Origin of the sequence: Lentzea terrae, assembly GCF_003265345.1 — a bacterium.
Classification (GTDB): Bacteria; Actinomycetota; Actinomycetes; order Mycobacteriales; family Pseudonocardiaceae; genus Lentzea; species Lentzea terrae.
Genome location: NZ_QFWW01000007.1, coordinates 427046 through 449733, shown reverse-complemented (window position 1 = coordinate 449733; position 22688 = coordinate 427046). Strand labels below are relative to the sequence as shown.

The following is a 22688-nucleotide window of genomic DNA, read 5'->3' as shown; positions in this document are numbered from 1 at the left end:
GATGTGTGGAGGTGGACCATGTCCAAGACCAGACGAGCAGCGATAGCGCTGCTGGCCGCGCTGTTCGCCTGCGCCGGTCTGGTGTTGGTGATCAACGGCAGCGCCGTCGCCGCGAACCTCGCGGCCAACAGCGGCTTCGAGGCCGGCAACCTCAGCGGCTGGACCTGCACTGAGGGCACCAGCGCCACCACGAGCACCAAGCGCACCGGCAGCTACGCCCTGCAGGGCGCGCCGGCCGGGCAGAGCAACGCGCGTTGCCAGCAAACCGTGACGGTGCAACCGAACACGGCGTACAAGCTGAGCGCGTGGGTGCAGGGCAGCTACGTCTACCTCGGTGTCACCGGCGGTGTGGAGAAGCAGACCTGGACGCCGGGCACGAACGGTTTCCAGCAGCTCAGCATCGACTTCACCAGCGGCAGCGCCACCAGCGTCACGATCTACGTGCACGGCTGGTACGGCCAGCCCGCCTACTACGCCGACGACTTCAACCTCGACGGCCCCGGCACGCCGCCGACGACGACGAGCACGACCACCACAACTACTACGACCACGACGACCACCACAACTACTACGACCACGACGACCACCACTGGAAACCCGCCGAACACCGGTCTGCCCAAGCACGTCCTGACGGGCTACTGGCAGAACTTCTACAACGGTGCGCGCGCTCTGCGGCTTGCTGACGTCCCCACCACCTACGACATCGTGGCGGTGGCGTTCGCCGACGCGACTGCAACGCCCGGCGCGGTCGCGTTCAACCTGGACTCCGGCCTGAGCAGCCAGCTCGGCGGGTACACCGACGCGCAGTTCCGCGCCGACATCAGGACCCTGCAGAACCGCGGCCAGAAGGTGATCATCTCCGTCGGCGGTGAGCTCGGCACGATCCGCGTCGACAACCCCACCGCGGCGACCAACTTCGCCAACAGCATCAAGTCGTTGATCTCCACCTACGGCTTCAACGGCGTCGACATCGACCTCGAGAACGGCGTCAACGCCACCTACATGGCCCAGGCGCTGCGCAGCATCCACGCCGGTGGCGGCACCGTGATCACGATGGCGCCGCAGACGATCGACATGCAGAACACGGGCGCCGAGTACTTCAAGCTGGCGTTGTCGATCAAGGACATCCTCACCATCGTCAACATGCAGTACTACAACTCCGGCACGATGCTCGGCTGCGACCAGCAGGTCTACGGCCAGGGCACGGTCAACTTCCTGACCGCGCTCGCGTGCATCCAGCTGCAGAACGGCCTGCGTCCGGACCAGGTCGGCCTCGGCCTGCCCGCGTCACCGTCCGGAGCCGGCGGCGGCTACCAGTCGCCGAGCAACGTCAACAACGCGCTCAGCTGCCTCGCCCGCGGCACCAACTGCGGGACGTTCAAGCCGAGCACGACCTGGCCGTCGATCCGCGGCGCCATGACGTGGTCGATCAACTGGGACGCGTCGAACAACTGGCAGTTCGCCAACACGGTCGCCCCTCATCTGGACTCCCTGCCCTAGATGATGGAACCACCCGGCGGCATGGGGAGGCCGAACAGCCTCTCCACCGTCGGGTCGGCCTCCACAGTGGACACCCCGCCCGCCACGAGCAGCGGCACCGGTGCCGCCGGACCGGGCACCCTGCTGACCACGGATTCCAGGTGCCGCAACGCCACCGCGCGCTCGGAGGCGGGCCCGGTCCAGCGGAGCTCGTTCCGCGCGACGACGACTTTGCCGCGCAGCAACGAGTCCGCGTCGATGTGGCGCTGCAACGACACCGCGGCGCACCCACCGGCGACGACCACCAGCACCGACTGGTCCCAGCGCCCGGTCGCCTTGAGATGGCGCACGAGCTTGCCCACCTGTTCGTCCGCGGTGCGCACGGCCAGCGAGCGGACGAATCCCAGTGGTGGGTCGCAGTCGCCGAACTTCGCGAACACCAGGCCGGGATCGGTTTCGTCGATCAGGGTGTGCAGGGCGTGCGACGTGAACGCGTCCGCCGGGCGTGCCGGGTCGGGCAGGACCACCTGGAAACCCAGTTCCAGCACCGACGTCATGAGGTCGGGCACGGTCACCGGCGGACAGCGGGTTCCCTCGTCGAGCAGGGTCAGGAGGTTGGGGGTCAGCGCCTCGCTGACCTCCGCAGACCGCAATCCGTCGAGGACCACGACATAAACACGACGCTTCACCCCGACACCTTGGCCTACCAGCGTGGCCGGAAAGTGAACGACACAGTTCAGGCAGTGTTCGTCCGAATGCCGTTGCGTCATCAAGGACACAGCTGCTTCACCGGGCATCCACCGGCCGGTCCAACTAGGTTGTGCTCATGTTCCACACGCTCGCCGTGCCCGTGATCGCCGCGCCCATGGCAGGCGGCGCGTCCACCCCCGAACTGGTCGCCGCCGTGAGCGAGGCAGGCGGGTTCGGGTTCCTCGCGGCCGGCTACATCACCGTCGAGCAGCTCGCGGAGAAGATCACCCAGACGAGCCAGCTCACCGGCAAGCCGTTCGGGGTCAACCTGTTCGTGCCGGGCACGCGGCCGACCGCCGACATCTCGTCCTACGTGGACCGCGTCACGGCGTGCGCGCAGAAGCTCGGGGCGGTGCCCGGCGACCCGCGCTGGGACGACGACAACTACGCGGCCAAGCTCGAGCTGGTGCTGGCGTTGCGGGTGCCGGTGGTGTCGTTCACGTTCGGGCTGCCCGACGCGGACGACGTGCAGCGGCTGAAGGCGACCGGGACCACGATCGTCGTGACGGTCACCACACCGAGTGAGGCTCGGCAGGCGCAGCAGATCGGTGCGGACGTGCTGTGCGTGCAGGGTGCCGACGCCGGCGCCCACCGCGGCACGTTCACCGACGACGGAATTTCGCCCGGCGGCGGCGAGCTGTACGGGACGCTGGCGGCGTTGACGCTCGTGCGCAGCGCCGTCGACCTGCCGGTGATCGCGACCGGCGGGCTGATGAACGGGGCGGACGTGGCCGCGGTGCTGGCGGCGGGGGCGGTCGCGGCTCAGCTCGGCACCGCGTTCCTCGGTTGCCCGGAGGCCGGAACCGCTGCGGCGCACCGGGAAGCGCTCGCGGAAGGTGCGCGCAGGACGGCGTTGACGCGGGCGTTCAGCGGACGGCCCGCCCGTGGGCTGGTGAACCGGTTCCTGATCGAGAACAGCCCGCACGCGCCCGCCGCGTACCCGAACGTGCACCACCTCACCAAGCCGGTGCGCGCGACCGGTGAGCTGGAGGTCATGTCGCTCTGGGCGGGCACCACGTACGCGCTGGCGACCGCGGAACCGGCCGCCGACGTCGTGCGAAGGCTCCACGACGAGCTCACCGATGTGGTCAATTCCTTGGCGGAGCGCTTCAAGCGCAGCTAAGAAGGAGGGTGTGACCTCGCTCTCCGATGAGACGTTCCAGGCGATGATGGACTGGACGCCGATTTTCGCCACGGTCGTCGGCGTACCCGGCTGGGACGACCGGCTCGAAGACCTCAGCGTCGACGGCCAGCAGGCCCTGCGCGCACGGCTCGAAAACATCCTGAGCCGCGTCGACGAGAGCGACGAGGAGCCGGTCGCGAAAGACGTGATCCGGCACCAGGCGACCTCGATCATCACCAGCATCGACGCCAGGCTCGTCGAGCACAGCGTGTCCCGCGGGTTGAACGCGCCGGTCGCGGCTCTGCTCAGGATGGCTTCGCAGACCGACTTCTCCCAGCGGCTGCACCTCATCCCGCACTTCCTCGACCAGGCGGCGGAACGGCTGCTCAACACCGACCGCAGGCCGTTGCGCCGGCACGCGCAGGGCGGGGCGGCCCACGTCGAACGGTTCCTCTCCTCGCCGAGGCAGGAGTGGGAGGGCGACGCGGACCTGCGCCCGTCGTTCGCCCGGTTCCGCGAGGTCCTGCTCGGCCTGCCGGGACGCGACGACGAGCAGGCCGGCCTCTGCTGGTTGCCCGAGGGCGAGGAGAACTACCGCAAGCTGGTCCGCGACTACACGACGGCGTCCTACACCCCGGCCGAGCTGCACCAGCTGGGGCTCGACCTGATCGCCGGGTTGCGCGAGGAGTACGCCGAGATCGGCTCGCGGGTGTGGGGCACGACCGACGTGCCGGAGATCTTCCGGCGGTTGCGCACGGATCTGTTGTGGGCCAACGAGGACGACATGCTCGTCAGCGCCGTGGAGGCCGTTGGGCGGGCCGAGGCCGTGGCACCTCAGTGGTTCGGCCGGCTGCCGAAAGCGCGCTGCGAGGTCCGGTTCGTGCCGGAGGTCGACCGCGAGAGCGCCGCGTTCGCGTACTACGTCGACGCCGCGCTCGACGGCTCCCGTCCCGGCACGTACTTCGTGAACCCGTTGAACGCCACCGGACGCAGCCGCACGGTGTCCGAGGTGACGGCGTTCCACGAGGCGACGCCCGGCCACCACTTCCAGCTCTCCATCGCCGCCGAGACCGAGCTGTCGAACCTGCGCAAGTTCGCGTTCATCGACTCCTACCTCGAAGGCTGGGGCCTCTACACCGAGCGCTTGGCCGACGAGATGGGTCTGTACTCGTCCGACGAGGCACGGCTCGGCATGCTCGGCCTCGACGCGATGCGCGCCGGTCGGCTCGTGGTCGACACCGGCCTGCACGCGTTCGGGTGGTCGCGGCAGCAGGCCGTCGACTACCTGCGCGAGAACACCGTGATGGACGACACCGAGATCAACGGCGAGGTCGACCGGTACATCGAGACGCCGGGCCAGGCGCTCGCGTACATGGTGGGGCGCTTGGAGATCCAGCGGGTGCGCCGCGAGGCCGAGGCGAAGATGGGCGCGCGGTTCGACATCAAGGCGTTCCACGACCTGGTGCTGGAGAACGGCGCGGTGCCGTTGTCCACGCTGGGTGATCTGGTCACCGACTGGGCGGGGAGGCCCTGATGTCGCTCGCAGACGAGATGTTCGCCGCGGCCATGGACTGGTCGCCGTTCCTGCCCTCGATGTACGGCCTGCCCGGCTGGGACGACAAGCTCGAGGACCTCAGCGTCGAGGGCGAACAGGCGTTGCGGGCCCGGATCGCGGACATCCTGCGCCGGGCCGAGACGAGCGACGAGGACCCGGTCACGCTCGCCGTGCTCAGGCACCAGGGTGAGTCGATCGTGGCGCGGATCGACGCCAGGCTGGTCGAGCACACCGTCGCGACCGGGATGAGCGCGCCGGTGAACGCGTTGCTGCAGATGGCGGCGCAGCTGGACGTGTCGCAGCGGCAGGACAAGATCGCGCGGCACGTCGACCAGGCCGCCCAGCGAGTGCGCGACTCCGACCGCAGGCCGTTGCTGCGGCACCTGCGGGCCGGTGCGACGCGGATGGAGCGGTTCCTCGCCTCGCCGGTGCAGGAGTGGGAAGGGACGGCGTCGCCGGAGATCCGCGCGGCCATCGCCCGGTACCGCGAGGTGCTGATGTCCGTCGACGGCCGTCCGGACGACCAGCCGGGCATCTGCTGGCTGCCCGAGGGCGAGCAGAACTACGCCAACCTCGTCCGCAACTACACGACCACCTCGTACACCCCGGCCGCGCTGCACCGGCTCGGGCTGGACCTGATCGCCGGGTTGCGCGAGGAGTACGCGGAGATCGGCTCGCGGGTGTGGGGCACCAGCGACGTGCTGGAGATCTTCCACCGGTTGCGCAGAGAACTGTTGTGGGACAACGAGGACCAGATGGTCGAGCACGCGGTGGACGCGATCGCGCGGGCCGAAGCCGTTGCGCCGCAGTGGTTCGGGCGCATGCCGAAGGTCGGCTGCCAGGTGCTGCTGGTCGGTGAGGCGGAACGGCCGACGGCGCCGATCGCGTACTACCAGCCGGCACCGCTGGACGGCAGCCGTCCCGGCACGTACTGGCTGAACCCGTTGGGCGCCACCGAACGCAGCCGCACGCTGTCGGAGGTGACGGCGTTCCACGAGGCCGTGCCGGGCCACCACTACCAGCTCTCGATCGCCGCCGAGACCGAGCAGTCGAACCTGCGCCGGTTCGCGTTCATCGAGGCGTACCTGGAGGGCTGGGGCCTCTACACCGAGCGCCTGGCCGACGAGATGGGGCTGTACTCGTCGGAGGAGCAACGCCTCGGCATGCTCGGGCTGGACGCGATGCGCGCCGGCCGGCTGGTGGTCGACACGGGCATCCACGCGTTCGGCTGGACCCGGCAGCAGGCTGTGGACTTCCTGCGCGAGAACACGGTGATGACCGAGCCCGAGATCAACTCCGAGGTCGACCGGTACATCGAGGTGCCGGGCCAGGCGCTCGCGTACATGGTGGGGCGCCTGGAGATCCAGCGCATCCGCGGCGAAGCGGCCGCCCGGCTGGGCGACCGCTTCGACGTCAGGGCGTTCCACGACCTCGTGATCGGGCTCGGACCGGTGCCGCTGTCCGTGCTCGACCAGGAGGTCACCGCTCGGACTGCTGCTTCTCCATGACGGAGTGGCGCTTCGAGTAGGCGAAGTAGATCACCAGGCCGATCAGGAACCAGACCGCGAACCGCAGCCAGGTCTCCGGCGTGAGGAACGTGATCAGCCAGATCGAGAACACCACACCGATGATCGGGACGACCGGCATGCCCGGCGTCCTGAACGTGCGCGGCAGGTCGGGCTGCTTGTAGCGCAACACGATCACGGCGATGCACACGACGACGAACGCCAGCAGGATGCCGATGTTGGTGAGCTCGGCGGCCTCCGCGATCGGCAGGAACCCGGCGATGACGGCCGAGGCGACGCCCAGCACCCACGTGATGCGCGACGGCACGTGCTTCACCGGGTGCGTCTTCGCGAACCACTGGGGCAGCAGGCCGTCGCGGCTCATCGAGAAGCCGACGCGGGCCGCGCCCAGCAGGAACGTGAAGAGCACCGTCGTGATGCCGAGGATCGCGCCGACGCTGATGATGATGCCCAGCCAGTGGAAACCGATGTCGGCGAACGCCGTGGCGAACGCGCTCTCCGAGTCGACGTCCTTGTAGTTGACCATGCCGGTGAGCACGAGGCAGGCCAGCACGTAAAGGACCATCGAGATCGCCAGCGAGTAGATGATCGCCTTGGGCATGTGCCGCTGGGAGTCCTTCGACTCCTCGGCCGCCGTGCTCATCGCGTCGTAGCCGAACACCGCGAAGAAGACCGTTGCGGCGCCGGTGAAAGCGCCGCTCAGCCCGAACGGGAAGAACGGGTTGTAGTTGTCCGTGTTGATGTGGAAGACGCCGACGACGATCACCAGCAGCACGACGGCGATCTTCAGGTACACCAACGTGGTCTCGAACCGCGCCGCGTTCTTCATGCCGAGGTTCAGCACGTACGCGATCAGCAGGCACAGGACCACGGCGAACAGGTTGACCTTGTAACTTCCCGGTTCTACGCCCGCGCCTTCGGTACCCGGCGCACCCAGCATCCATTGGGGGAGCTGGATGTTCAGCAGGCTCAGCAGTTCGGTGAAGTAGCCCGAGATGCCGATCGCGACCACCGCCACGATCGCGGTGTACTCCAGCAGCAGGTCCCAGCCGATGAACCAGCCGACGACCTCGCCCAGCACGGCGTACCCGTAGGTGTAGGCGCTGCCCGCCTTGGGGATCAGGCCGGCGAACTCCGCGTACGAGAACGCCGCCGCCGCGCTCGCGACACCCGCCACCAGGAACGAGATCAGCACGGCCGGGCCCGCCGTCTTGTTCGCGACGGCGCCGGCGAGCGAGAAGATGCCCGCGCCGATGATGCCGCCGATGCCGATCGCGGTCAGCTGCCACAGGCCCAGCGTTCTGGTGAGCCCGTCGCCCTTGTCCTCCGCGATCTGGTCGATGGGCTTGCGCCTGAAGACGCCCTGCATAGTCATGCCGTCATCTCCCTTGATGGTGGGTCCGGCTGAACCTATGCGTGTCAAATGTGACGCGCTTTGTCCGAACCCACCAATCAGGGAGCCGATTTTTGGCCGATCGTTCTGTTTACGGCTATCGCACGAAGACGATCTTGCCGGCCGTCTCGCCGTCGAGCATGGACCTGAGGCCCTGCTCGGCGTCCTCGAACTTGAGCTCGGCGCCGATCTGCGGCTTGAGGTCGTTGAGCGCGCAGAACTGGATGAGATCGCCCAGTTCCTCGCGGGTGCCCATGGTCGAGCCGACCACGCGCAGCTGCAGGAAGAACAACCGCTGCAGCTCGGCCGCCGTCGCGTCACCGGACGTCGCGCCGGAGATCACCACGATGCCGCCGGGCTTGAGCGCCTTCATCGAGTGCGACCAGGTGGCCTTGCCGACGGTCTCGAACACCGCGTCGACCCGTTCGGGCAGCCTGGCGCCGGACTCGAAGGTCTCGTGGGCACCGAGGGTGGTGGCCAGCGCGCGCTTCTCCTCGGTGCGGCCGGTGACCCAGACGCGGAACCCGGCGGCGCGGCCGAGCTGGATGAGCGCGGTCGACACACCGCCGGACGCGCCCTGCACGAGCATCGTCTGGCCGGGGCGCAGACCGGACTTCACGAACAGCATCCGGTACGCCGTCAGCCACGCCGTGCCCATGCAGGCCGCCTCGGCGAACGACAGGCCGGCCGGCTTGGGCAGCGCGTTGCGGGCCGGCACCGTGACGTAGTCGGCGAACGTGCCCTGGTGCTTCTCGGTGAGCAGCGTGCGCTTCGGGTCGAGCGTCTCCTCACCGGACCAGTTCGGGTCGCCGATGACGGAGTGCAGCACCACCTCGGTGCCGTCGTCGAGGGTGCCGGCGCCGTCGCAGCCCAGGATCATCGGGAACTGCTCCGGCTTGATGCCGACGCCGCGCAACGTCCACAGGTCGTGCATGTTGAGGCTGGCCGCCTTGACCGCGACGCGCACCCACCCGCTCGGGACCTCGGGCTCGGGGCGCTCGCCGACGCGAAGCGAGGCCAGCGGGTTCTCAGGACTGGGTTCTGCTGCGTAAACGGCGAACATGGTTCGCAACATACCTATCTCGGGCCTGGGCAAATGCCGTGACACCGGTCACGAGACTAGGGTGGACCGGGTGGATTGGCTTTGGCAGTGGTGGGACGGCGTCGAGTTGTGGCTCGTGCAGCTGCCCGTCGCCGTGCAGTTCCCGGTCGTGATGGTCGTCGTGCTGCCGCTCTGCCTGGGCGTGGCGCGGCTGATCGACCGCGTCGCGGACTGGGGTGCGAAGAACCCGGCGTCGCTGGTCGAGGCGGCGCCGGAGCCCGAGCCCGAACCGGAGAAGGTCGCCGCGTGAGTCCTGGTCGCCGCCTGACCGTCGCATTGGTCGGGCTCATCGCTCTGGTCGTGGTCGGCTGGTTCGTCAAGGACAACGTCTCGAACCCCGAGCGGCCGCCCGCTGACCTGCCCGCCTCGGCCTCCCAGCTCGCCGTGCCCGGCGGCTCGTCCGGTCTGGACGTCAAGGCGCTGTCCTCGTTGCCCGCCGAGGCCGGCGCGACCTGGAAGCTGATCGAGGCGAACGGCCCGTTCCCGTACCCGCGCAACGACGGCGTGACGTTCCAGAACCGGGAGAAGCGGCTGCCGCAGCAGAAGTCCGGGTACTACAAGGAGTACACCGTGCCGACGCCGGGCAGTCCCGACCGCGGCGCGCGCCGGCTCGTGACCGGGTCCGAGAAGGAAGTGTTCTACACCGGCGACCACTATTCGACGTTCGTCGTCGTGGACGTGCGCAAATGAAACGGCACATTCTCGTTTCGGAGAAGTCCGCTGCGATCGCGGCCATTGCCGAGGCGTTGTCGTTTCCGTCCTGGTTCGGGCAGAACCTCGACGCGTTGTACGACAGCCTGACCGATCTGTCCTGGCTGCCCGCCGGTGAGTACGTGCTGGTCGTCCCAAATGACCTGGATGCTTCCGTGCTGGAAGTGCTTCGTGACGCTGTGAAGCGGAACGCTGAATCAGGTGATCACGAACTGCGGGTCGTTCGCACAGAACGGTGACCCGCGCTGCGGAATTTCTGTCCAGAGTGGACAGTGCGATTCCATGGGAACGCATTTCCGTCGCACGGCATTTCTGCTCGTGCTTGCCGCGGCCGTCGCTGCCTGCGACTCGGCCGCGGATCTGGGTCAGATGTCCGCCGCCTCCGTGAGCGAGGTCTCCGCCGGCACCGGGGACCCCGGCTGCACGCAGGAGGAGCCGTTCACGCCGTTCGACACGATCGACGGCGACAACCCGATCGTCATGCAGAACGGCCGGGTGATCGAGCTGCGCGCGTCGAACAAGTCCAAGTGCGCGTGGGGCCGCATCTCGTCCGGCGCGCCCGGCGAGGAGGTCTGGACTGACCGGAAGGACCCCGCGGCCAACGAGCACGAGGGGCCCCTCGGTCACACGCGCATCGACTCGGGCACCGCGAAGTACACCGAGGCGTTCAAGAACGACGGCAAGGTGATGCGTGCCTGCGGTTCGTCACAGGGCGTCGTCGAGTGCACCGGCTGGTTCTAGTTCTCTTCTGGCACCCAGGAGGGCCTGCGCTTCTCCTTGAACGCCGCGATGCCCTCCTGGCCCTCCGGTCCGCCGAAGTGCTGTGCCGACAGCTCGAGCATGTCCGCGAAGACCTCGCCGAGGTTCGTGGACCGCTCCTGCTGCAGCATCTCCTTGGTGGCGGCGAGGGCCTTGGGCGCGCCGAGCGCGAGCATGTCGGTGTAGCGGCGGACCTCGGCGTCGACACCGTCGACCGGCACGGCGGAGTTGAGCAGGCCGATCTCCACCGCGCGCCGGGAGTCGAACGCCTCGCCGGTGAGGAACAGTTCGTGGGCCTGGCGGGGGACCAGCCGCGGCAGCACGGTCACCGAGATGACGGCCGGTACGACACCGATCCGGACCTCGCTGAACGCGAACGTGGCCTCGTTGGCCGCGATGGCGATGTCGCACGCCGCGATGATGCCGACGCCGCCCGCGCGGGCCGGGCCCTTGAGCGCGGCCACGACCGGTTTTGGACTGGTCCAGAGCTGCTCGAGGATCGCCGGGAACTCGTTGACGCCCTGGTCTCCCGCGCTCGCGCCGGCGGCCTCCTTGAGGTCCATGCCGGAACAGAACACGGAGCCCGTGTGGGTCAGCACGACCACACGCACCTGGTCGTCTTTTGCGGCCTGGCTCAGGTGGTCCCTGAGCTCGCGGCGCAGCTGTGCCGACAGGGCGTTGCGGTTGTGCGGAGAGTCCAGCGTGATCGTCGCGATGCCACGCTGCACCTCGTAGTGGACCAGCTCGTCTGCCATGTCGCTGACCTTAACGCTCGCGGTAGTTGACAGCATGCTGTCAATTATGACAGTCTACTGTCATGACAACGCAGACGGTGTACCTCGCTCTGGTCGACGGGCTTTCGGACTGGGAGTACGGCCACGCGGCCGCCCAGATCAACATCCAGGCGTTCCAGCAGCAGCCGGGTCGCTACGAGATCAAGACCGCGGCCTCGTCCGCGGAGCCGGTGCGGACTGCTGGTGGTGTGCGGATGCTGCCGGACGTGACGGTCGAGGACGTGTCTTTGGACGACGCCGCGATGCTGCTGCTGATCGGCAGCGACTCGTGGGAGGCGGGACAGAACGCGGCTCTGGGCAAGCTCGCGCGGCGGTTCCGGGAGGCGGGCAAGCCGGTGGCGGCGATCTGCGGCGCGACGATCGGGCTGGCGCGCGAAGGGTTGCTGGACGACGTCAAGCACACGTCGAACTTCCCCGGCGAGCTCGGTTCCTACGGTGGTTCGGAGCTGTACCAGGACGCGCGGGCCGTGCGGGACCAGGGCGTGATCACGGCGGGCGGTGCGAGCGCGTTGGAGTGGACCCGCGAGGTGCTGCTCGAACTGGAGGCCTACCGGTCGCAGACCGTCGACGCCTGGTACGAGTTGTACCGCGACGACAGCATGGCGGCGTTCGAGAGGCTGATGGCGAGTGTCCAGGACTGAAGCGGGTGACGTCCTCACCGACGTCGTGATGCGTACTTTTCGGCTCTACGGGGCTTTTCTGGACGCGGCCGAGGTGATGACCAAGCCTGTCGGCCTGACCGCGGCGTGGTGGCAGGTGCTGGGCGCGGTGCTGCGCGAGCCGTTGTCGGTCTCCGGCACCGCGCGGGAGATGGGGCTGGCTCGTCAGTCGGTGCAGCGGATCGCGGACCTGTTGGTGGACAAGGGTTTGGCGGAGTACCTGCCGAACCCCGCCCATCAACGCGCGAAGCTCGTGCGGCCCACGGCCGAGGGCTTTGCCGCCATCGCGCGGTTGCGGGAGGCGCAGCACGAGTTCGCGAACCGCGTCAGTGCGCAGGTCCCGTTGGAGGACCTGCGCACGACGCTCGCCACGATGACCAAACTGATCGCGGCTATCTCCTGATGCCCGGCAGGGGTTGGGGCATCAGGGTTTTCAGCCGATCGTGGTGGTCGTCAGGACGGGGTTGGGGTCCGGGTAGCCCTTCGCGGCCGCGTTGACCGGGAACCCGATGACCGTGACCACGGCGGTGAAGGTGAGGCCGGGCGCGTCGTAGCTGGTGCCGCCCAGCTTCGTGGTGATCGTGCCGGTGCCGCCGGCCTGCAGGTTGATCGTGACGGTCGGCAGCTCGAAGTCCGCACCACCCTTGATCGGACCGGGCACGCTCAGCACAACGTCGTTGCCCTGCAAGGCAACCGTCGGCGTGCCACCCAGCCCGGCACCGCCCGACAGCGACGCGGACTGGAACTTCGAGTTGCCCGGCACCGGCAGCTTGAGCGCCAGCCCCTTGATCTCCCGCACCTGCCGGCCACCGGCCTCGGCGGGGATCTTGTTGGGCGCGGGGTCGATGGTGACCTTGACGGCGCCGTTGGGGGCGACACTCGCGGGTGCCGATGCGTCGACGCCCTGGTCGAGCGTGAAGTCCGACGACTGCCCGGCGGCGCTCGCCCGGAGCTTGTAGGTGACGGTCTGCGGTGCGGCTGACGCGTGGGTGGTGGCTGAGAACATCAGCATCGGTACCAGTAGCAGGATTCCGGCTAGCTTCATGACCTCTCCCCGATGAGTGGACGAGGGACATTTCCAGCACGCGGCGCAATCACCTGACTACTCATGAGTAGGTTTCACGTCAACAGTTCACACTTCACATCGCCCGAACGGCGCTGTGTGTTCGATCTTGTGGCGGTGGTCGGAAGTGGACCTTCGCTGGGCTTTGCGGGGCAACAGCGGTTGGGCTCAAATGTGCTATGCTGAGTTCATCGCCTCCGCCACTAGGTGGAGGAAGTGAGCCCAGGTGCGCTTCCGGACGGTTGCTGCCTGGGCTTCGCGCTTTTCAGGGCTCGATGCGCGTCACCAGGGGATTGACCCGCCGTACCCAGTCGCCGCCGGCGCCGATGCACCAGGCGACCGCGTCGCTCACCCAGAGCGCGGGTTCCGCGGACGACTGGATGTGCTCGTAGACGATGCCCGCGTCACGGGCTTTCGTGCGCGCGAGGACCACACGGTCGCGGCCGTTGCCCGCATGATCACGGGAGTCGAGAACGAGCCGGCTGACTCCCCGGTCGATCGCCTCGGTCACCAGTCGTTCCAGCAGAACGGCTCGCGCGGAATCGCCCTTCTCACTGCTGGCAACCACGATGACTTCGAAGGTTCGATCAACGAGGCGCGACACGATGAACTTGCGGCGGCTGTCCTTCTCGGACTTGAAGTGCACTCGCCGCTCGCCGGGCAGGAGGAGACTCCGCATCAGCGACCGGGTCGAGTGCAGTGCGGCGGGAGCGACGAGCGTCGCGGCCAGCAGGTGACCACCGCGTTCGGTCTCGTCGACGAACATATGCATCCAAACAGGATCGCAGGCGACACCGACAGTTCTCGTTCAGGTGATCAGGCGGCGAGCTGGCTCAGCGCCGCGACCAGATGCCCTGGGCGATCGCGCCGATCGCGTTCAGCACGAACCCGGCGACGAACAGCCCAAAACCGAGCTTCACGTCCGGACTCAGCTCCAGGGACAGCCCCTCCATCGGCGGGAAGCCCGCGCTGCCGCTGATCGGCGGCGCCGTGTCCAGCACGCCCAGCACGCTGAGGAAGATGACGGCCATGCCCGCCACCGCGAGGAGCGAGCCGAGGGACACGAACGCCTTGACCCAGCCCGGAGCCCCGGACAGGCCGGCCCGCCCGTGTCGCCCGCTCCGGCGCCGTGGGATCGCGGAGTCGTGGAACACATCATCAGCGTCGTCGGCGGTGCCGTCGTGGGACAGACCATGGGCTGGGAAGAGATCATGCGCGTCGTTGGGCGTGCCGTCGTAGAAGCCGTCCCGCGGGCTGAAACTGTCGTGGTGCGACGAGTTGTCGCTGCGCGGGTAGTCGTCGGACACGTCGCCCCCCAAGTGCTGATTTGGGAGTTAGTACCACGCTGAAGGGTCTGGACGGGGCGAATCGGTCAGGCAGCCACCGTTTGGCGTGCCAACGCCTCGTCGTATCGGTCCAGCACGAGCTGTGCGACCTCGACGTCGTCACCCAACGGCCGTGCCACCACAGCATCTCCGGCCAGCGCGGCGACCTTGTCCGGCAACAACCCCGGCGCGAGGAACCAGAACGCCACCGCGATCTTCGTGGCTCCCCTCATCCGCAACCGCTCGATCGCCTCGGGCACGGTGGGCGACGCGATCGACGCGAACGCCGCCTCGACCCCGGCCCACCCGGACTCGCGAGCCCAGCGCCGGGCCACCTTCGCGACGGCCTCGTTCGCCGGCGCGTGCGAGGACCCGGCACCGGCCAGCACCACGCCCAGCGACCGGTCATCGAAGTCGATCCCCGCCTCGGAAAGCCGCCGCAGAGCCGCCGACTCCAGTCGTGGATCCGGCCCCAGGACGTCGCTGACCACGGCAGGCACGCGTGACTCGGCAACGGCGGCCGGTACGTCGACCCGTGCGTGATAAGCCTTGCCCAGCAACAAAGGCACGACAACTGAGGGGCCGCGCAGCACATCGCTCAACCTGGGCGCGCACAGGTCGAGGAAGCAGCCGCGAACGTCGAGCTCAGGACGCAACGACCGCACCACGTCCAACAGAGCATGGATCGAAGCCGCCGAACGAGGATCACGGCTGCCATGTGCGACAGCGACAAGCGGGATCACAGCGCCCCCGTCAAGCCACGGGCCCGGAGCACAGCGCGCTCCAACGGCCGGAACAGCATCAGCTCGATCCCGATACCCACCAACAGGATCAGGAAGATCGCCGCGATCACCATGTTGATGTCGTTCAACGACGAGCCGTTGTGCAGGTACTGACCGAGCCCGACACCCAGCTGAGGCGAGGTCGCGATGATCTCCGCGGCCATCAGCGAGCGCCACGAGAACGCCCAGCCCTGCTTCAGACCGGCCAAGTACCCCGGCAAAGCAGCAGGCAACAGGATGTGCCGCGCGGAAGCCAGCCGCCCGGCCCCCAACGCCCGGCCAACGCGCGGTAGCAAAGGCGGAATCTGGTCGATCCCGGCCACCAGACCGTTGGCGATCGACGGCACGGACCCCATCAGCACCACGAAGTAGATCGTGGACGGCGTCACGCCGAACCACAGGATCGCCGCCGGCACCCAGGCCACCGAAGGCAGCGACTGCAGACCGGTCAGCAGCGACCCGATCGCCGCGCGCACCACGCGGACCTTGGCGATCAACAGGCCCAGCGGGGTCGCGATCAGCACAGCGGCGATGAACCCGAACACCGCGCGGTGCAACGAGGTCCACAGGATGCCGAAGGCCTCGCCGGTGGAGATCGAACGCACGAGCTCGTTCCACACGTTGACCGGGGCGGGCAGCTGGAACTCCGGCAGGATCGCCGAGGCCCACAGCGCCTGCCACACGCCCAGGAGCAGTGCGAACGCGATGATCGGTGGCACACCGGTCTTCAGGAAACGGCGCCACAAAGGCGGCTTGTGCGCCTCGACGGGCACGTCCAGTGCGTCGAGGCCGGCGCCGACCTTGTCGATCGTGTCAGACGGCGTGCCCACTGATGACCTCTCGCAGGTGGGTGTTGATCTCGTCGAGAACAGTGTTGGAGGAGTCCGTGACGTCCCACTCACGCACGACGCGGCCCGGACGCGAGGACAGCAGCACAACGCGCTGACCGAGGCGCACGGCCTCGCGGACGTCGTGCGTCACGAAGATGATCGCGGTGTTCGTGGTCTCCCACACGCGCAGAAGCTCGCTCTGCAGGACGTCACGCGTGATGGCGTCCAACGCGGCGAACGGCTCGTCCATCAGCAGCAAAGCAGGAGAACCGTCAGCCGACACGGTGGTGGACGCCAGCGCACGCGCCAGGGCCACGCGCTGGCGCATGCCACCGGACAGCTCGTGCGGACGCTTATCCGCGACGTCGCCAAGCCGCACCAGTTCGAGCAGCTCCAGCGCGCGACGCTTGCGGGCCAGGCGGCCGACGCCGGCGAAGCGCAGCGCCAGTTCGACGTTGCGGGCGGCGGTGAGCCACGGCATCAAAGCAGGCTCCTGGAACATCACGGCCGGGCGCGACGTGTTGAGCTGCAACGAGCCCGACGTCGCGCCGTCCAGGCCGGCGACGATGTTCAGCAGCGTGCTCTTGCCGCAGCCCGACGCGCCGAGAAGGCACACGAACTCACCGGGCTTGACCTTCAGGTCGACCCCGTCGAGCGCCACCACGGCCGAGTTGCCGTGGCCGAACACCTTGCGAACGCCGGCCAGTTCGACAGCGGTATCCACAGTGGACAGAACAGTGGTCTCGAGCGTGGCGGTCATGGTCGTGTGCCTTCCCCTCAACGTCTCGTGAACTACTTCTTGTCCAGGCCCGCTGCTTGGACCTGCGGCTTGCCCTGCGCCTGCAGGACCTTGTTCAGCAGCGTGAAGTCGGCGTACCCGGCGACGTTCGCGGCCTCCTTGGCCACGCCGGCGGTCACGGCGTCCTTCGCGAGCTGCGGGAAGGTCTTGGCCTGCGCGTCGGTCGTGAGCTCGATGTTGTCCCACGCGGCGTCGAGGACCTTGTCACCGAGCTTCTTGGAGGTGAGCTTCTCCAGCGCCGCGTTCACGGTCTTCTTCGCGTCGTCCTTGTTCGCCTTGGCCCAGTCGATCGCCGCGACGTGACCCTTCAGCACTGCCTCGACCGTCTCCGGGTGCTCCTGCAGGAACTTCGTCCGCACGATGATCACGGTGGTCGGGAACTGCCCGCCCTCCCAGAGGGTCTTCTCGTCGATCAGCACCTTGCCGCCCGCCTCGGCGACGATCCGCGCCGACCACGGCTGCGGCGACCAGGTAGCAGCGATCTCGCCCTTCTTGAACAGGTCGAGCGACGCGGCGTTCTCCACGTTCGTCACGGTGACCTGACCGGTGAGGCCCTTCTCCGCCAGGTACTTCTTCAGCGAGACGTCCTGGGTGTTGCCGAGCTGCGGCGTCGCGATCGTCTTGCCCTTGAGGTCCTCGATCGAGTTGATCTCGGGCTTGGTGACGAGCTGCGCGCCACCCGACGTCGCGCCCGCGATCAGCCGGACCGCCTCACCCTTCGACTTCGAGTACGCGTTGATCGCCGGGCCCGAGCCGATGTAGGCGATGTCGAGGGACTCGCCGAGCAGCGCGTTGACCTCGTCAGGGCCGGCGTTGAACGTCTGCGTCGTCAGTTTGGTGGAGCCGAGCTCCTTCTTGAAGAGCTCCTTCTCCACACCGATCAACGCGGCGGCGTGCGTGACGTTCGGGAAGTAGCCGACGCGAACCTCGGCCGCTGCGCCCTTCGACTGGGCGGCGGGAGTGTCGCTGGACCCGGCGCGGCTGCAACCGGAAAGTGCTGTCAGGGCGATGAGTGCGACGGCAACGGCGGGCTTGAGGTTCACGACTGGTTGGCCTTTCAGGGACCGGGGGAGACGAGGGCGTGGGTGTCGGGGGCAGCGGCGCTACCCCCGGTACAGCTCTCCACGCCGTCCTCAAGCAGCGGCAGCGGAGCCCCGACCAGACCGGCGGCGAGCGTGGAGCCGTCGCTCACGTCGATCACCAGGAAGGACCCGGTGCGCCGGCTGAAGCTGTAGTCGTCCAGCGGAACGGGCTCTGCCAGGCGCAGAGCCACTCGGCCGATCTCGTTCAGCTCCAACGAAGCCGGGCTGTCCACACTGGACAGCTTCTGCTCGTCGAAGCGGTCGCGCAGCTCGGTGACCATCGCCTGCACGGTGCGCGTGCCGTGCTTGACGAGAACTCGGGCGCCGGGCCGCAGCGACTTCTCCGCGAGCCAGCACAGCGTGGCCTCGAAGTCGTCCGTGACGGTCGGCGCGTTGCCCGCGGAGGCGATCAGGTCGCCGCGCGAGATGTCGATGTCGTCGGCCAGCAGCAGTGTTACCGACTGGCCCGCAGCGGCTTCGGCCAGTTCGCCGTCCGCTGTGTCGATCTTCGTGACGGTCGTGCGGCGACCCGACGGCAGCACGACGATCTCGTCGCCCGGCTTGACCGTGCCCGCGGCCACCAGACCGGCGTAGCCGCGGTAGTCGAGGTGCTCGGCGGTGCGCGGGCGGATCACGTACTGCACCGGGAAGCGGAACGGCGCGTCGTGCGGGTCGGGCTCGACCGGCACGTTCTCCAGGTGCTCCAACAGGGTCGGGCCCTCGTACCACGGCGTGTTCGCGGACTTCTCCACGACGTTGTCGCCGGCCAGCGCGGACACCGGGATCTCGACCACGGCGTCCTCGGTGTAGCCGAGAGCGGTCGCGTGCGCCGTGAACTCCTTCGCGATGCGGGAGAACGTCACCTCGTCGTAGTTCACGAGGTCGATCTTGTTGACCGCCAGCACAAGGCGCGGAACACCGAGGAGCGCGAGAACCGCGGCGTGGCGGCGAGTCTGCTCGATGACGCCCTTGCGCGCGTCGACCAGCAGGACCGCGAGCTGCGCCGTGGACGCGCCGGTCACCGTGTTGCGGGTGTACTGGACGTGGCCGGGGGTGTCCGCGAGCACGAACGATCGCTTGGGCGTCGCGAAGTACCGGTACGCCACGTCGATCGTGATGCCCTGCTCGCGCTCCGACCGCAGGCCGTCGACGAGCAGCGACAGGTCCGGCGTCGCGAGACCGCGGTCGGCGCTCGCGCGGTGCACGGCGTCGAGCGTGTCGGCGAGCACGGACTTGGTGTCGTAGAGCAGCCTGCCGACGAGCGTGGACTTGCCGTCGTCCACGCTGCCTGCGGTGGCCAACCTCAACAGGTCGCTCATTTAGAAGTAACCCTCCCGCTTGCGGTCTTCCATGGCGGCCTCGGACAGCCGGTCGTCGGCACGCGTGGCGCCGCGCTCGGTCAGTCGGGACGCGGCGACCTCGGCGATCACCGCGTGGATGTCGGCGGCGTCGGACTCGACGGCGCCGGTGCAGGAGCCGTCGCCGACCGTGCGGTAGCGAACCGTCTTGCGCTGCAACGTTTCGCCCTCACGCGCGGTCCCCCACGGGCCCTCGGCGAGCCACATGCCGTCGCGCAGGAACACCTCGCGCTCGTGCGAGTAGTAGATGTCCGGCAGCTCGATGCCCTCGCGCTCGATGTAGTTCCACACGTCGAGCTCGGTCCAGTTGGACAACGGGAACACGCGGACGTGCTCACCGGGGCGGTGCCGGCCGTTGTAGAGGTTCCACAGCTCGGGCCGCTGGCGCTTCGGGTCCCACTGGCCGAACGCCGTGCGCAGGCTGAAGATCCGCTCCTTGGCGCGAGCGCGCTCCTCGTCCCGGCGTCCGCCGCCGAAGACCGCGTCGAACTTGTGCTGCGTGATGGAGTCCAGCAGCGGCACGGTCTGCAACGGGTTGCGCGTGCCGTCCGGGCGCTCTTCGAGGCGGCCGTCGTCGATCCAGTCCTGGACCTTCGCGACCTCCAGGCGCAGACCGTGCTGCGCGACAACGCGGTCGCGGAACTCGATGACCTCGTCGAAGTTGTGCCCGGTGTCGACGTGCAGCAGCGGGAACGGCACCGGCGCCGGGTAGAACGCCTTGATCGCGAGGTGCAGCAGCAGCGTCGAGTCCTTGCCGCCGGAGAAGAGGATCACCGGCCGGTCGAACTCGCCCGCGACCTCGCGGAAGATGTGGATCGCCTCCGATTCGAGGCGTCCCAAGGTGTCCAGAGCGAGTGTCATCCGTGCAACCCACATTCCGTCTTCGACTGGCCGGCCCACCGGCCGCTGCGGGCGTCCTGCCCCGGCAACGGCTTCGACGTGCACGGCAGGCAGCCGATGGAGGGATATCCCTCCTGCACCAGCAAGTTCTCCAGGATGCCCTTCTCCTGGATGTAGGCGTTGAACTCGTCGTCGCTCCACGGCGCGATCGGGTTGATCTTCACCAGGCCGTTGCGCTCGTCCCACTGCACGATCGGCGTGTTCGCGCGGGTCGGCGCGTCGACGCGGCGCACACCGGTGACCCACGCGTCGTACTTCGCGAGCTCACGGCGCAGCGGGACGACCTTGCGCAGGTTGCAGCACTTGGCCGGATCCGACTGGTACAGCAGGCCGAACTCGCGTTCCTGGTCTTCGACCGACTGCTCGGCCTCGGCGTTCACGATGCGGACGTCCGGGTAGACGACCCCGACCGCGTCCCGCACGCCGATGGTCTCCGGGAAGTGGTAGCCGGTCTGCAGGAACAGCACGTCGAAGTCCGGCTTCACCTTCGCGGCGAGGTCGATCAGCACGGCGTCCTGCATGTTGGAGGCGACGATGTAGCTGTCGCCGAACGTCCGCGCCGTCCACTCCAGGGCCTCGATCGCGGTGGCGTCCTTTAGCTCCTGCGCGGCTGCTTCCGCGACGATCTTGAGGTCTTCCTTGAGATCGCTCACTTCTTCACCTCCTGCGGCAGGTTGAGCCCGACGAACTGGACCTTGAAGACGCGCCGGCACCCGGTGCACAGCCACGCGTAGCTGGGTTCCTCCTGCGGCCGGAGGTCCTCGTCGCCGCAGTAGGGGCAGTAGAAGGGCGTCGCGCGTTCGCTCACTTCAGCGCACCCTCTTCCGCGCGGGCGACCCACTGGGCGAAGCGCTCGTCGTCCTCGCGCTGCGCGACGAAGTTCCGCACGACCCGCTCGACGTACTCGGGCAGCTCGTTCGCGGTGACCTTGTGGCCGCGCAGCTTGCGGCCGAACCCGGCGTCGAGGCCGAGACCGCCGCCGAGGTGCACCTGGAAGCCCTCGACCTGGTTGCCCTGGTCGTCCGTGACGATCTGGCCCTTGAGTCCGATGTCCGCGGTCTGGATGCGGGCGCAGGAGTTGGGGCAGCCGTTGATGTGCACGGTGATCGGCTCGGTGACGCCGTCGACGATGTCCTTGAGGTTGGCCTCGAGCTGCACGACGAGGTCGTTGGCGCGGGCCTTGGTCTCGACGATCGCGAGCTTGCAGAACTCGATGCCGGTGCAGGCCATGATGCCCCGGCGCCACGGTGACGGGTCGACCTGCAGACCCAGCTTGGCGAGGTCGCTCTTGAGCGTCCCGACCTCGTTCTCCGGCACGTCCAGCACGATGATCTTCTGCTGCGGCGTGAACCGGACGCGCTGGGAGCCCGCCCGTTCGGCGATCTTCGCGACCTCGACCAGGATCGAGCCGGAGACGCGGCCCGCGACCGGCGCGGCACCGACGTAGAACAGGCCGTCCTTCTGCTTGTTCACACCGATGTGGTCGAGCTGCTGCTTCAGCGTTTCGGGCGCGGGGCCGTCGATCATCTTGCGCTTGAGGTACTCGTCCTCAACGACCTGGCGGAACTTCTCCGGGCCCCAGTCGGCGACGAGGAACTTGATGCGCGCGCGGTGCCGCAGCCGGCGGTAGCCGTAGTCGCGGAAGACGCTGATGACGGCTTCCCACACGTCGGGCACCTCGTCGAGCGGCACCCACGCGCCGAGACGCTTGCCCAGCATGGGGTTCGTGGACAGGCCGCCGCCGACCCAGAGGTCGAAGCCCGGCCCGTGCTCGGGGTGGTTCACGCCGACGAACGCGATGTCGTGGATCTCGTGCGCGACGTCCTGCAGGCCGGAGATGGCGGTCTTGAACTTGCGCGGCAGGTTCGAGAACCGCGGGTCGCCGATGTAGCGCTCGAGGATGGTGTCGATCGCCGGCTGGCCGTTGATGATCTCGTCCTCGGAAATGCCCGCGACCGGCGAGCCGAGGATGACGCGCGGGCTGTCACCGCACGCCTCCATCGTGGTGAGGCCGACCGCTTCCAGCTTCTGCCAGATCGTGGGCACGTCCTCGACCCGGATCCAGTGGTACTGGATGTTCTGCCGGTCGGTGATGTCGGCGGTGTCACGCGCGTAGGTCTGCGAGATCTCGCCGAGCACCTTGAGCTGCTGCGTCGAAAGCGCACCACCGTCGCTGCGGACGCGCATCATGAAGAACTCGTCGTCCAGCTCCTCCGGCTCGAGCGTGGCCGTGCGGCCGCCGTCGATACCGGGCTTGCGCTGGGTGTAGAGGCCGTACCACCGGAACCGCCCGCGCAGGTCGGCCGGGTCGATGGAGTCGAACCCCCGATGGGCGTAGATGTTCTCGATGCGGGCGCGGACGTTGAGCGGGTTGTCGTCCTTCTTGCTCCGCTCGTTGGGGTTCAGCGGCTCTCGGTAGCCGAGCGCCCACTGCCCCTCGCCGCGACGCTGCTTGGCGCGCGGTGACGTCTGCGGCGGGACCATCGCCATCCTCCGGGGTTTCGAGGCGCTTCATGCGCATGCGAGCCCAGAGGTGCTTGTGGTGGGGGCCTCGTCAGCGCACCAAGCGCCGACGGGAACAAATCAGCGCGCGGTTATGCCGAACGACGGCACATCGCGCTGGAGACACGACGGAAGTCGACGTGGCGGCGGGCCACGAGGCGGACTCCAGTCGAATGCATGTCCTCAGTGTGCCTGC

At 68.3% G+C, this 22688-nt stretch carries 26 protein-coding genes; 10 read left to right on the top strand and 16 right to left on the bottom strand.

The window, feature by feature from the left end; all coding sequences use genetic code 11:
* The first annotated feature begins 18 nt into the window (after positions 1 to 18).
* The gene (locus tag DI276_RS14195; RefSeq protein WP_112263754.1) at positions 19 to 1500 is read left to right on the top strand and encodes a chitinase; all 1482 of its coding nucleotides are present in this window, start codon (positions 19 to 21) and stop codon (positions 1498 to 1500) included.
* On the opposite strand, the gene DI276_RS14190 is transcribed toward DI276_RS14195, so the two are convergent.
* The gene (locus tag DI276_RS14190) at positions 1497 to 2168 is read right to left on the bottom strand and encodes a hypothetical protein (protein WP_157984703.1); all 672 of its coding nucleotides are present in this window, start codon (positions 2166 to 2168) and stop codon (positions 1497 to 1499) included. The two genes, DI276_RS14195 and DI276_RS14190, sit on opposite strands and share 4 nt — an antisense overlap.
* Positions 2169 to 2305: 137 nt before the next feature.
* Between DI276_RS14190 and DI276_RS14185 the strand changes: the two genes are divergently transcribed.
* The 3 genes from DI276_RS14185 to DI276_RS14175 are packed head-to-tail and all read left to right on the top strand — an operon-like array spanning position 2306 to position 6415.
* Entirely contained in the window at positions 2306 to 3352 is a 1047-nt protein-coding gene (locus DI276_RS14185; protein WP_112263752.1) for a nitronate monooxygenase, read from the top strand.
* Positions 3353 to 3362: 10 nt separating this feature from the next.
* A complete protein-coding gene (locus DI276_RS14180) occupies positions 3363 to 4886 on the top strand; it encodes a DUF885 domain-containing protein (RefSeq protein WP_332874643.1) in 1524 nt (507 codons plus the stop codon).
* On the top strand, positions 4886 to 6415 hold the full coding sequence (locus DI276_RS14175) for a DUF885 domain-containing protein (protein ID WP_112263750.1): 1530 nt from the start codon (positions 4886 to 4888) through the stop codon (positions 6413 to 6415). Before DI276_RS14180 ends, DI276_RS14175 begins: the two co-directional genes overlap by 1 nt.
* On the opposite strand, the gene DI276_RS14170 is transcribed toward DI276_RS14175, so the two are convergent.
* Positions 6387 to 7808 carry an amino acid permease gene (locus DI276_RS14170; protein ID WP_112263749.1) on the bottom strand — a complete coding sequence of 474 codons (1422 nt, stop codon included), beginning with the start codon at positions 7806 to 7808 and terminating at the stop codon, positions 6387 to 6389. The two genes, DI276_RS14175 and DI276_RS14170, sit on opposite strands and share 29 nt — an antisense overlap.
* Positions 7809 to 7923: 115 nt before the next feature.
* Complete coding sequence (locus DI276_RS14165) at positions 7924 to 8889, bottom strand: quinone oxidoreductase family protein (protein ID WP_112263838.1); 966 nt, start codon at positions 8887 to 8889, stop codon at positions 7924 to 7926.
* A 70-nt stretch (positions 8890 to 8959) separates the two neighbouring features.
* Between DI276_RS14165 and DI276_RS14160 the strand changes: the two genes are divergently transcribed.
* Genes DI276_RS14160 through DI276_RS14145 form a run of 4 tightly spaced genes read left to right on the top strand, consistent with a single transcriptional unit; the run spans position 8960 to position 10380 of the window.
* Positions 8960 to 9178 (top strand): hypothetical protein, encoded by a 219-nt coding sequence (locus tag DI276_RS14160; RefSeq protein ID WP_112263837.1) that lies wholly within the window; start codon positions 8960 to 8962, stop codon positions 9176 to 9178.
* The gene (locus DI276_RS14155) at positions 9175 to 9618 is read left to right on the top strand and encodes a ribonuclease domain-containing protein (RefSeq protein ID WP_112263748.1); all 444 of its coding nucleotides are present in this window, start codon (positions 9175 to 9177) and stop codon (positions 9616 to 9618) included. The genes DI276_RS14160 and DI276_RS14155 overlap by 4 nt, the downstream gene beginning before the upstream one ends.
* Positions 9615 to 9878, top strand: coding sequence for a barstar family protein (locus DI276_RS14150; RefSeq protein WP_112263747.1), 264 nt, complete (start codon positions 9615 to 9617; stop codon positions 9876 to 9878). The genes DI276_RS14155 and DI276_RS14150 overlap by 4 nt, the downstream gene beginning before the upstream one ends.
* 43 nt (positions 9879 to 9921) lie before the next feature.
* Positions 9922 to 10380, top strand: coding sequence for a hypothetical protein (locus tag DI276_RS14145; protein WP_112263746.1), 459 nt, complete (start codon positions 9922 to 9924; stop codon positions 10378 to 10380).
* Here the strand turns inward: DI276_RS14145 and DI276_RS14140 are convergent.
* A complete protein-coding gene (locus DI276_RS14140) occupies positions 10377 to 11153 on the bottom strand; it encodes an enoyl-CoA hydratase-related protein (RefSeq protein WP_112263745.1) in 777 nt (258 codons plus the stop codon). The genes DI276_RS14145 and DI276_RS14140 overlap by 4 nt on opposite strands.
* A gap of 62 nt (positions 11154 to 11215) precedes the next feature.
* Between DI276_RS14140 and DI276_RS14135 the strand changes: the two genes are divergently transcribed.
* Positions 11216 to 11833, top strand: a complete 618-nt coding sequence (locus DI276_RS14135) for a DJ-1/PfpI family protein (RefSeq protein ID WP_112263744.1) — start codon at positions 11216 to 11218, stop codon at positions 11831 to 11833.
* The gene (locus DI276_RS14130) at positions 11820 to 12254 is read left to right on the top strand and encodes a MarR family winged helix-turn-helix transcriptional regulator (RefSeq protein WP_232836643.1); all 435 of its coding nucleotides are present in this window, start codon (positions 11820 to 11822) and stop codon (positions 12252 to 12254) included. Before DI276_RS14135 ends, DI276_RS14130 begins: the two co-directional genes overlap by 14 nt.
* Before the next feature lie 30 nt (positions 12255 to 12284).
* Here the strand turns inward: DI276_RS14130 and DI276_RS14125 are convergent, their stop codons facing one another.
* The 12 genes from DI276_RS14125 to DI276_RS14070 all read right to left on the bottom strand — a co-directional run bounded on the left by DI276_RS14125 (position 12285) and on the right by DI276_RS14070 (position 22474).
* Positions 12285 to 12896, bottom strand: a complete 612-nt coding sequence (locus tag DI276_RS14125) for a cyclase (protein ID WP_112263743.1) — start codon at positions 12894 to 12896, stop codon at positions 12285 to 12287.
* 283 nt (positions 12897 to 13179) lie between these two features.
* Positions 13180 to 13686, bottom strand: a complete 507-nt coding sequence (locus tag DI276_RS14120) for a hypothetical protein (RefSeq protein WP_157984702.1) — start codon at positions 13684 to 13686, stop codon at positions 13180 to 13182.
* Positions 13687 to 13747: 61 nt separating this feature from the next.
* A complete protein-coding gene (locus DI276_RS14115; RefSeq protein ID WP_112263741.1) occupies positions 13748 to 14221 on the bottom strand; it encodes a hypothetical protein in 474 nt (157 codons plus the stop codon).
* Positions 14222 to 14286: 65 nt separating this feature from the next.
* Entirely contained in the window at positions 14287 to 14982 is a 696-nt protein-coding gene (locus tag DI276_RS14110) for a sirohydrochlorin chelatase (RefSeq protein WP_112263740.1), read from the bottom strand.
* Complete coding sequence (locus DI276_RS14105; RefSeq protein WP_112263739.1) at positions 14979 to 15851, bottom strand: ABC transporter permease; 873 nt, start codon at positions 15849 to 15851, stop codon at positions 14979 to 14981. The genes DI276_RS14110 and DI276_RS14105 overlap by 4 nt, the downstream gene beginning before the upstream one ends.
* The gene (locus DI276_RS14100) at positions 15835 to 16611 is read right to left on the bottom strand and encodes an ABC transporter ATP-binding protein (RefSeq protein ID WP_112263738.1); all 777 of its coding nucleotides are present in this window, start codon (positions 16609 to 16611) and stop codon (positions 15835 to 15837) included. Before DI276_RS14100 ends, DI276_RS14105 begins: the two co-directional genes overlap by 17 nt.
* Positions 16612 to 16643: 32 nt before the next feature.
* Positions 16644 to 17693, bottom strand: coding sequence for an ABC transporter substrate-binding protein (locus DI276_RS14095; RefSeq protein ID WP_112263737.1), 1050 nt, complete (start codon positions 17691 to 17693; stop codon positions 16644 to 16646).
* A 14-nt stretch (positions 17694 to 17707) separates the two neighbouring features.
* Positions 17708 to 19051, bottom strand: coding sequence for a sulfate adenylyltransferase subunit 1 (locus DI276_RS14090; RefSeq protein WP_112263736.1), 1344 nt, complete (start codon positions 19049 to 19051; stop codon positions 17708 to 17710).
* Positions 19052 to 19951: a sulfate adenylyltransferase subunit CysD gene (gene cysD / locus DI276_RS14085; protein WP_198680625.1), complete on the bottom strand. Its 900-nt coding sequence runs from the start codon at positions 19949 to 19951 to the stop codon at positions 19052 to 19054.
* Positions 19948 to 20643, bottom strand: a complete 696-nt coding sequence (locus DI276_RS14080; RefSeq protein ID WP_112263734.1) for a phosphoadenylyl-sulfate reductase — start codon at positions 20641 to 20643, stop codon at positions 19948 to 19950. The genes cysD and DI276_RS14080 overlap by 4 nt, the downstream gene beginning before the upstream one ends.
* Positions 20640 to 20798 (bottom strand): Insertion element protein, encoded by a 159-nt coding sequence (locus DI276_RS14075; RefSeq protein WP_112229091.1) that lies wholly within the window; start codon positions 20796 to 20798, stop codon positions 20640 to 20642. Before DI276_RS14075 ends, DI276_RS14080 begins: the two co-directional genes overlap by 4 nt.
* Positions 20795 to 22474: a nitrite/sulfite reductase gene (locus DI276_RS14070; protein WP_269814258.1), complete on the bottom strand. Its 1680-nt coding sequence runs from the start codon at positions 22472 to 22474 to the stop codon at positions 20795 to 20797. The genes DI276_RS14075 and DI276_RS14070 overlap by 4 nt, the downstream gene beginning before the upstream one ends.
* Positions 22475 to 22688 lie beyond the last annotated feature (214 nt).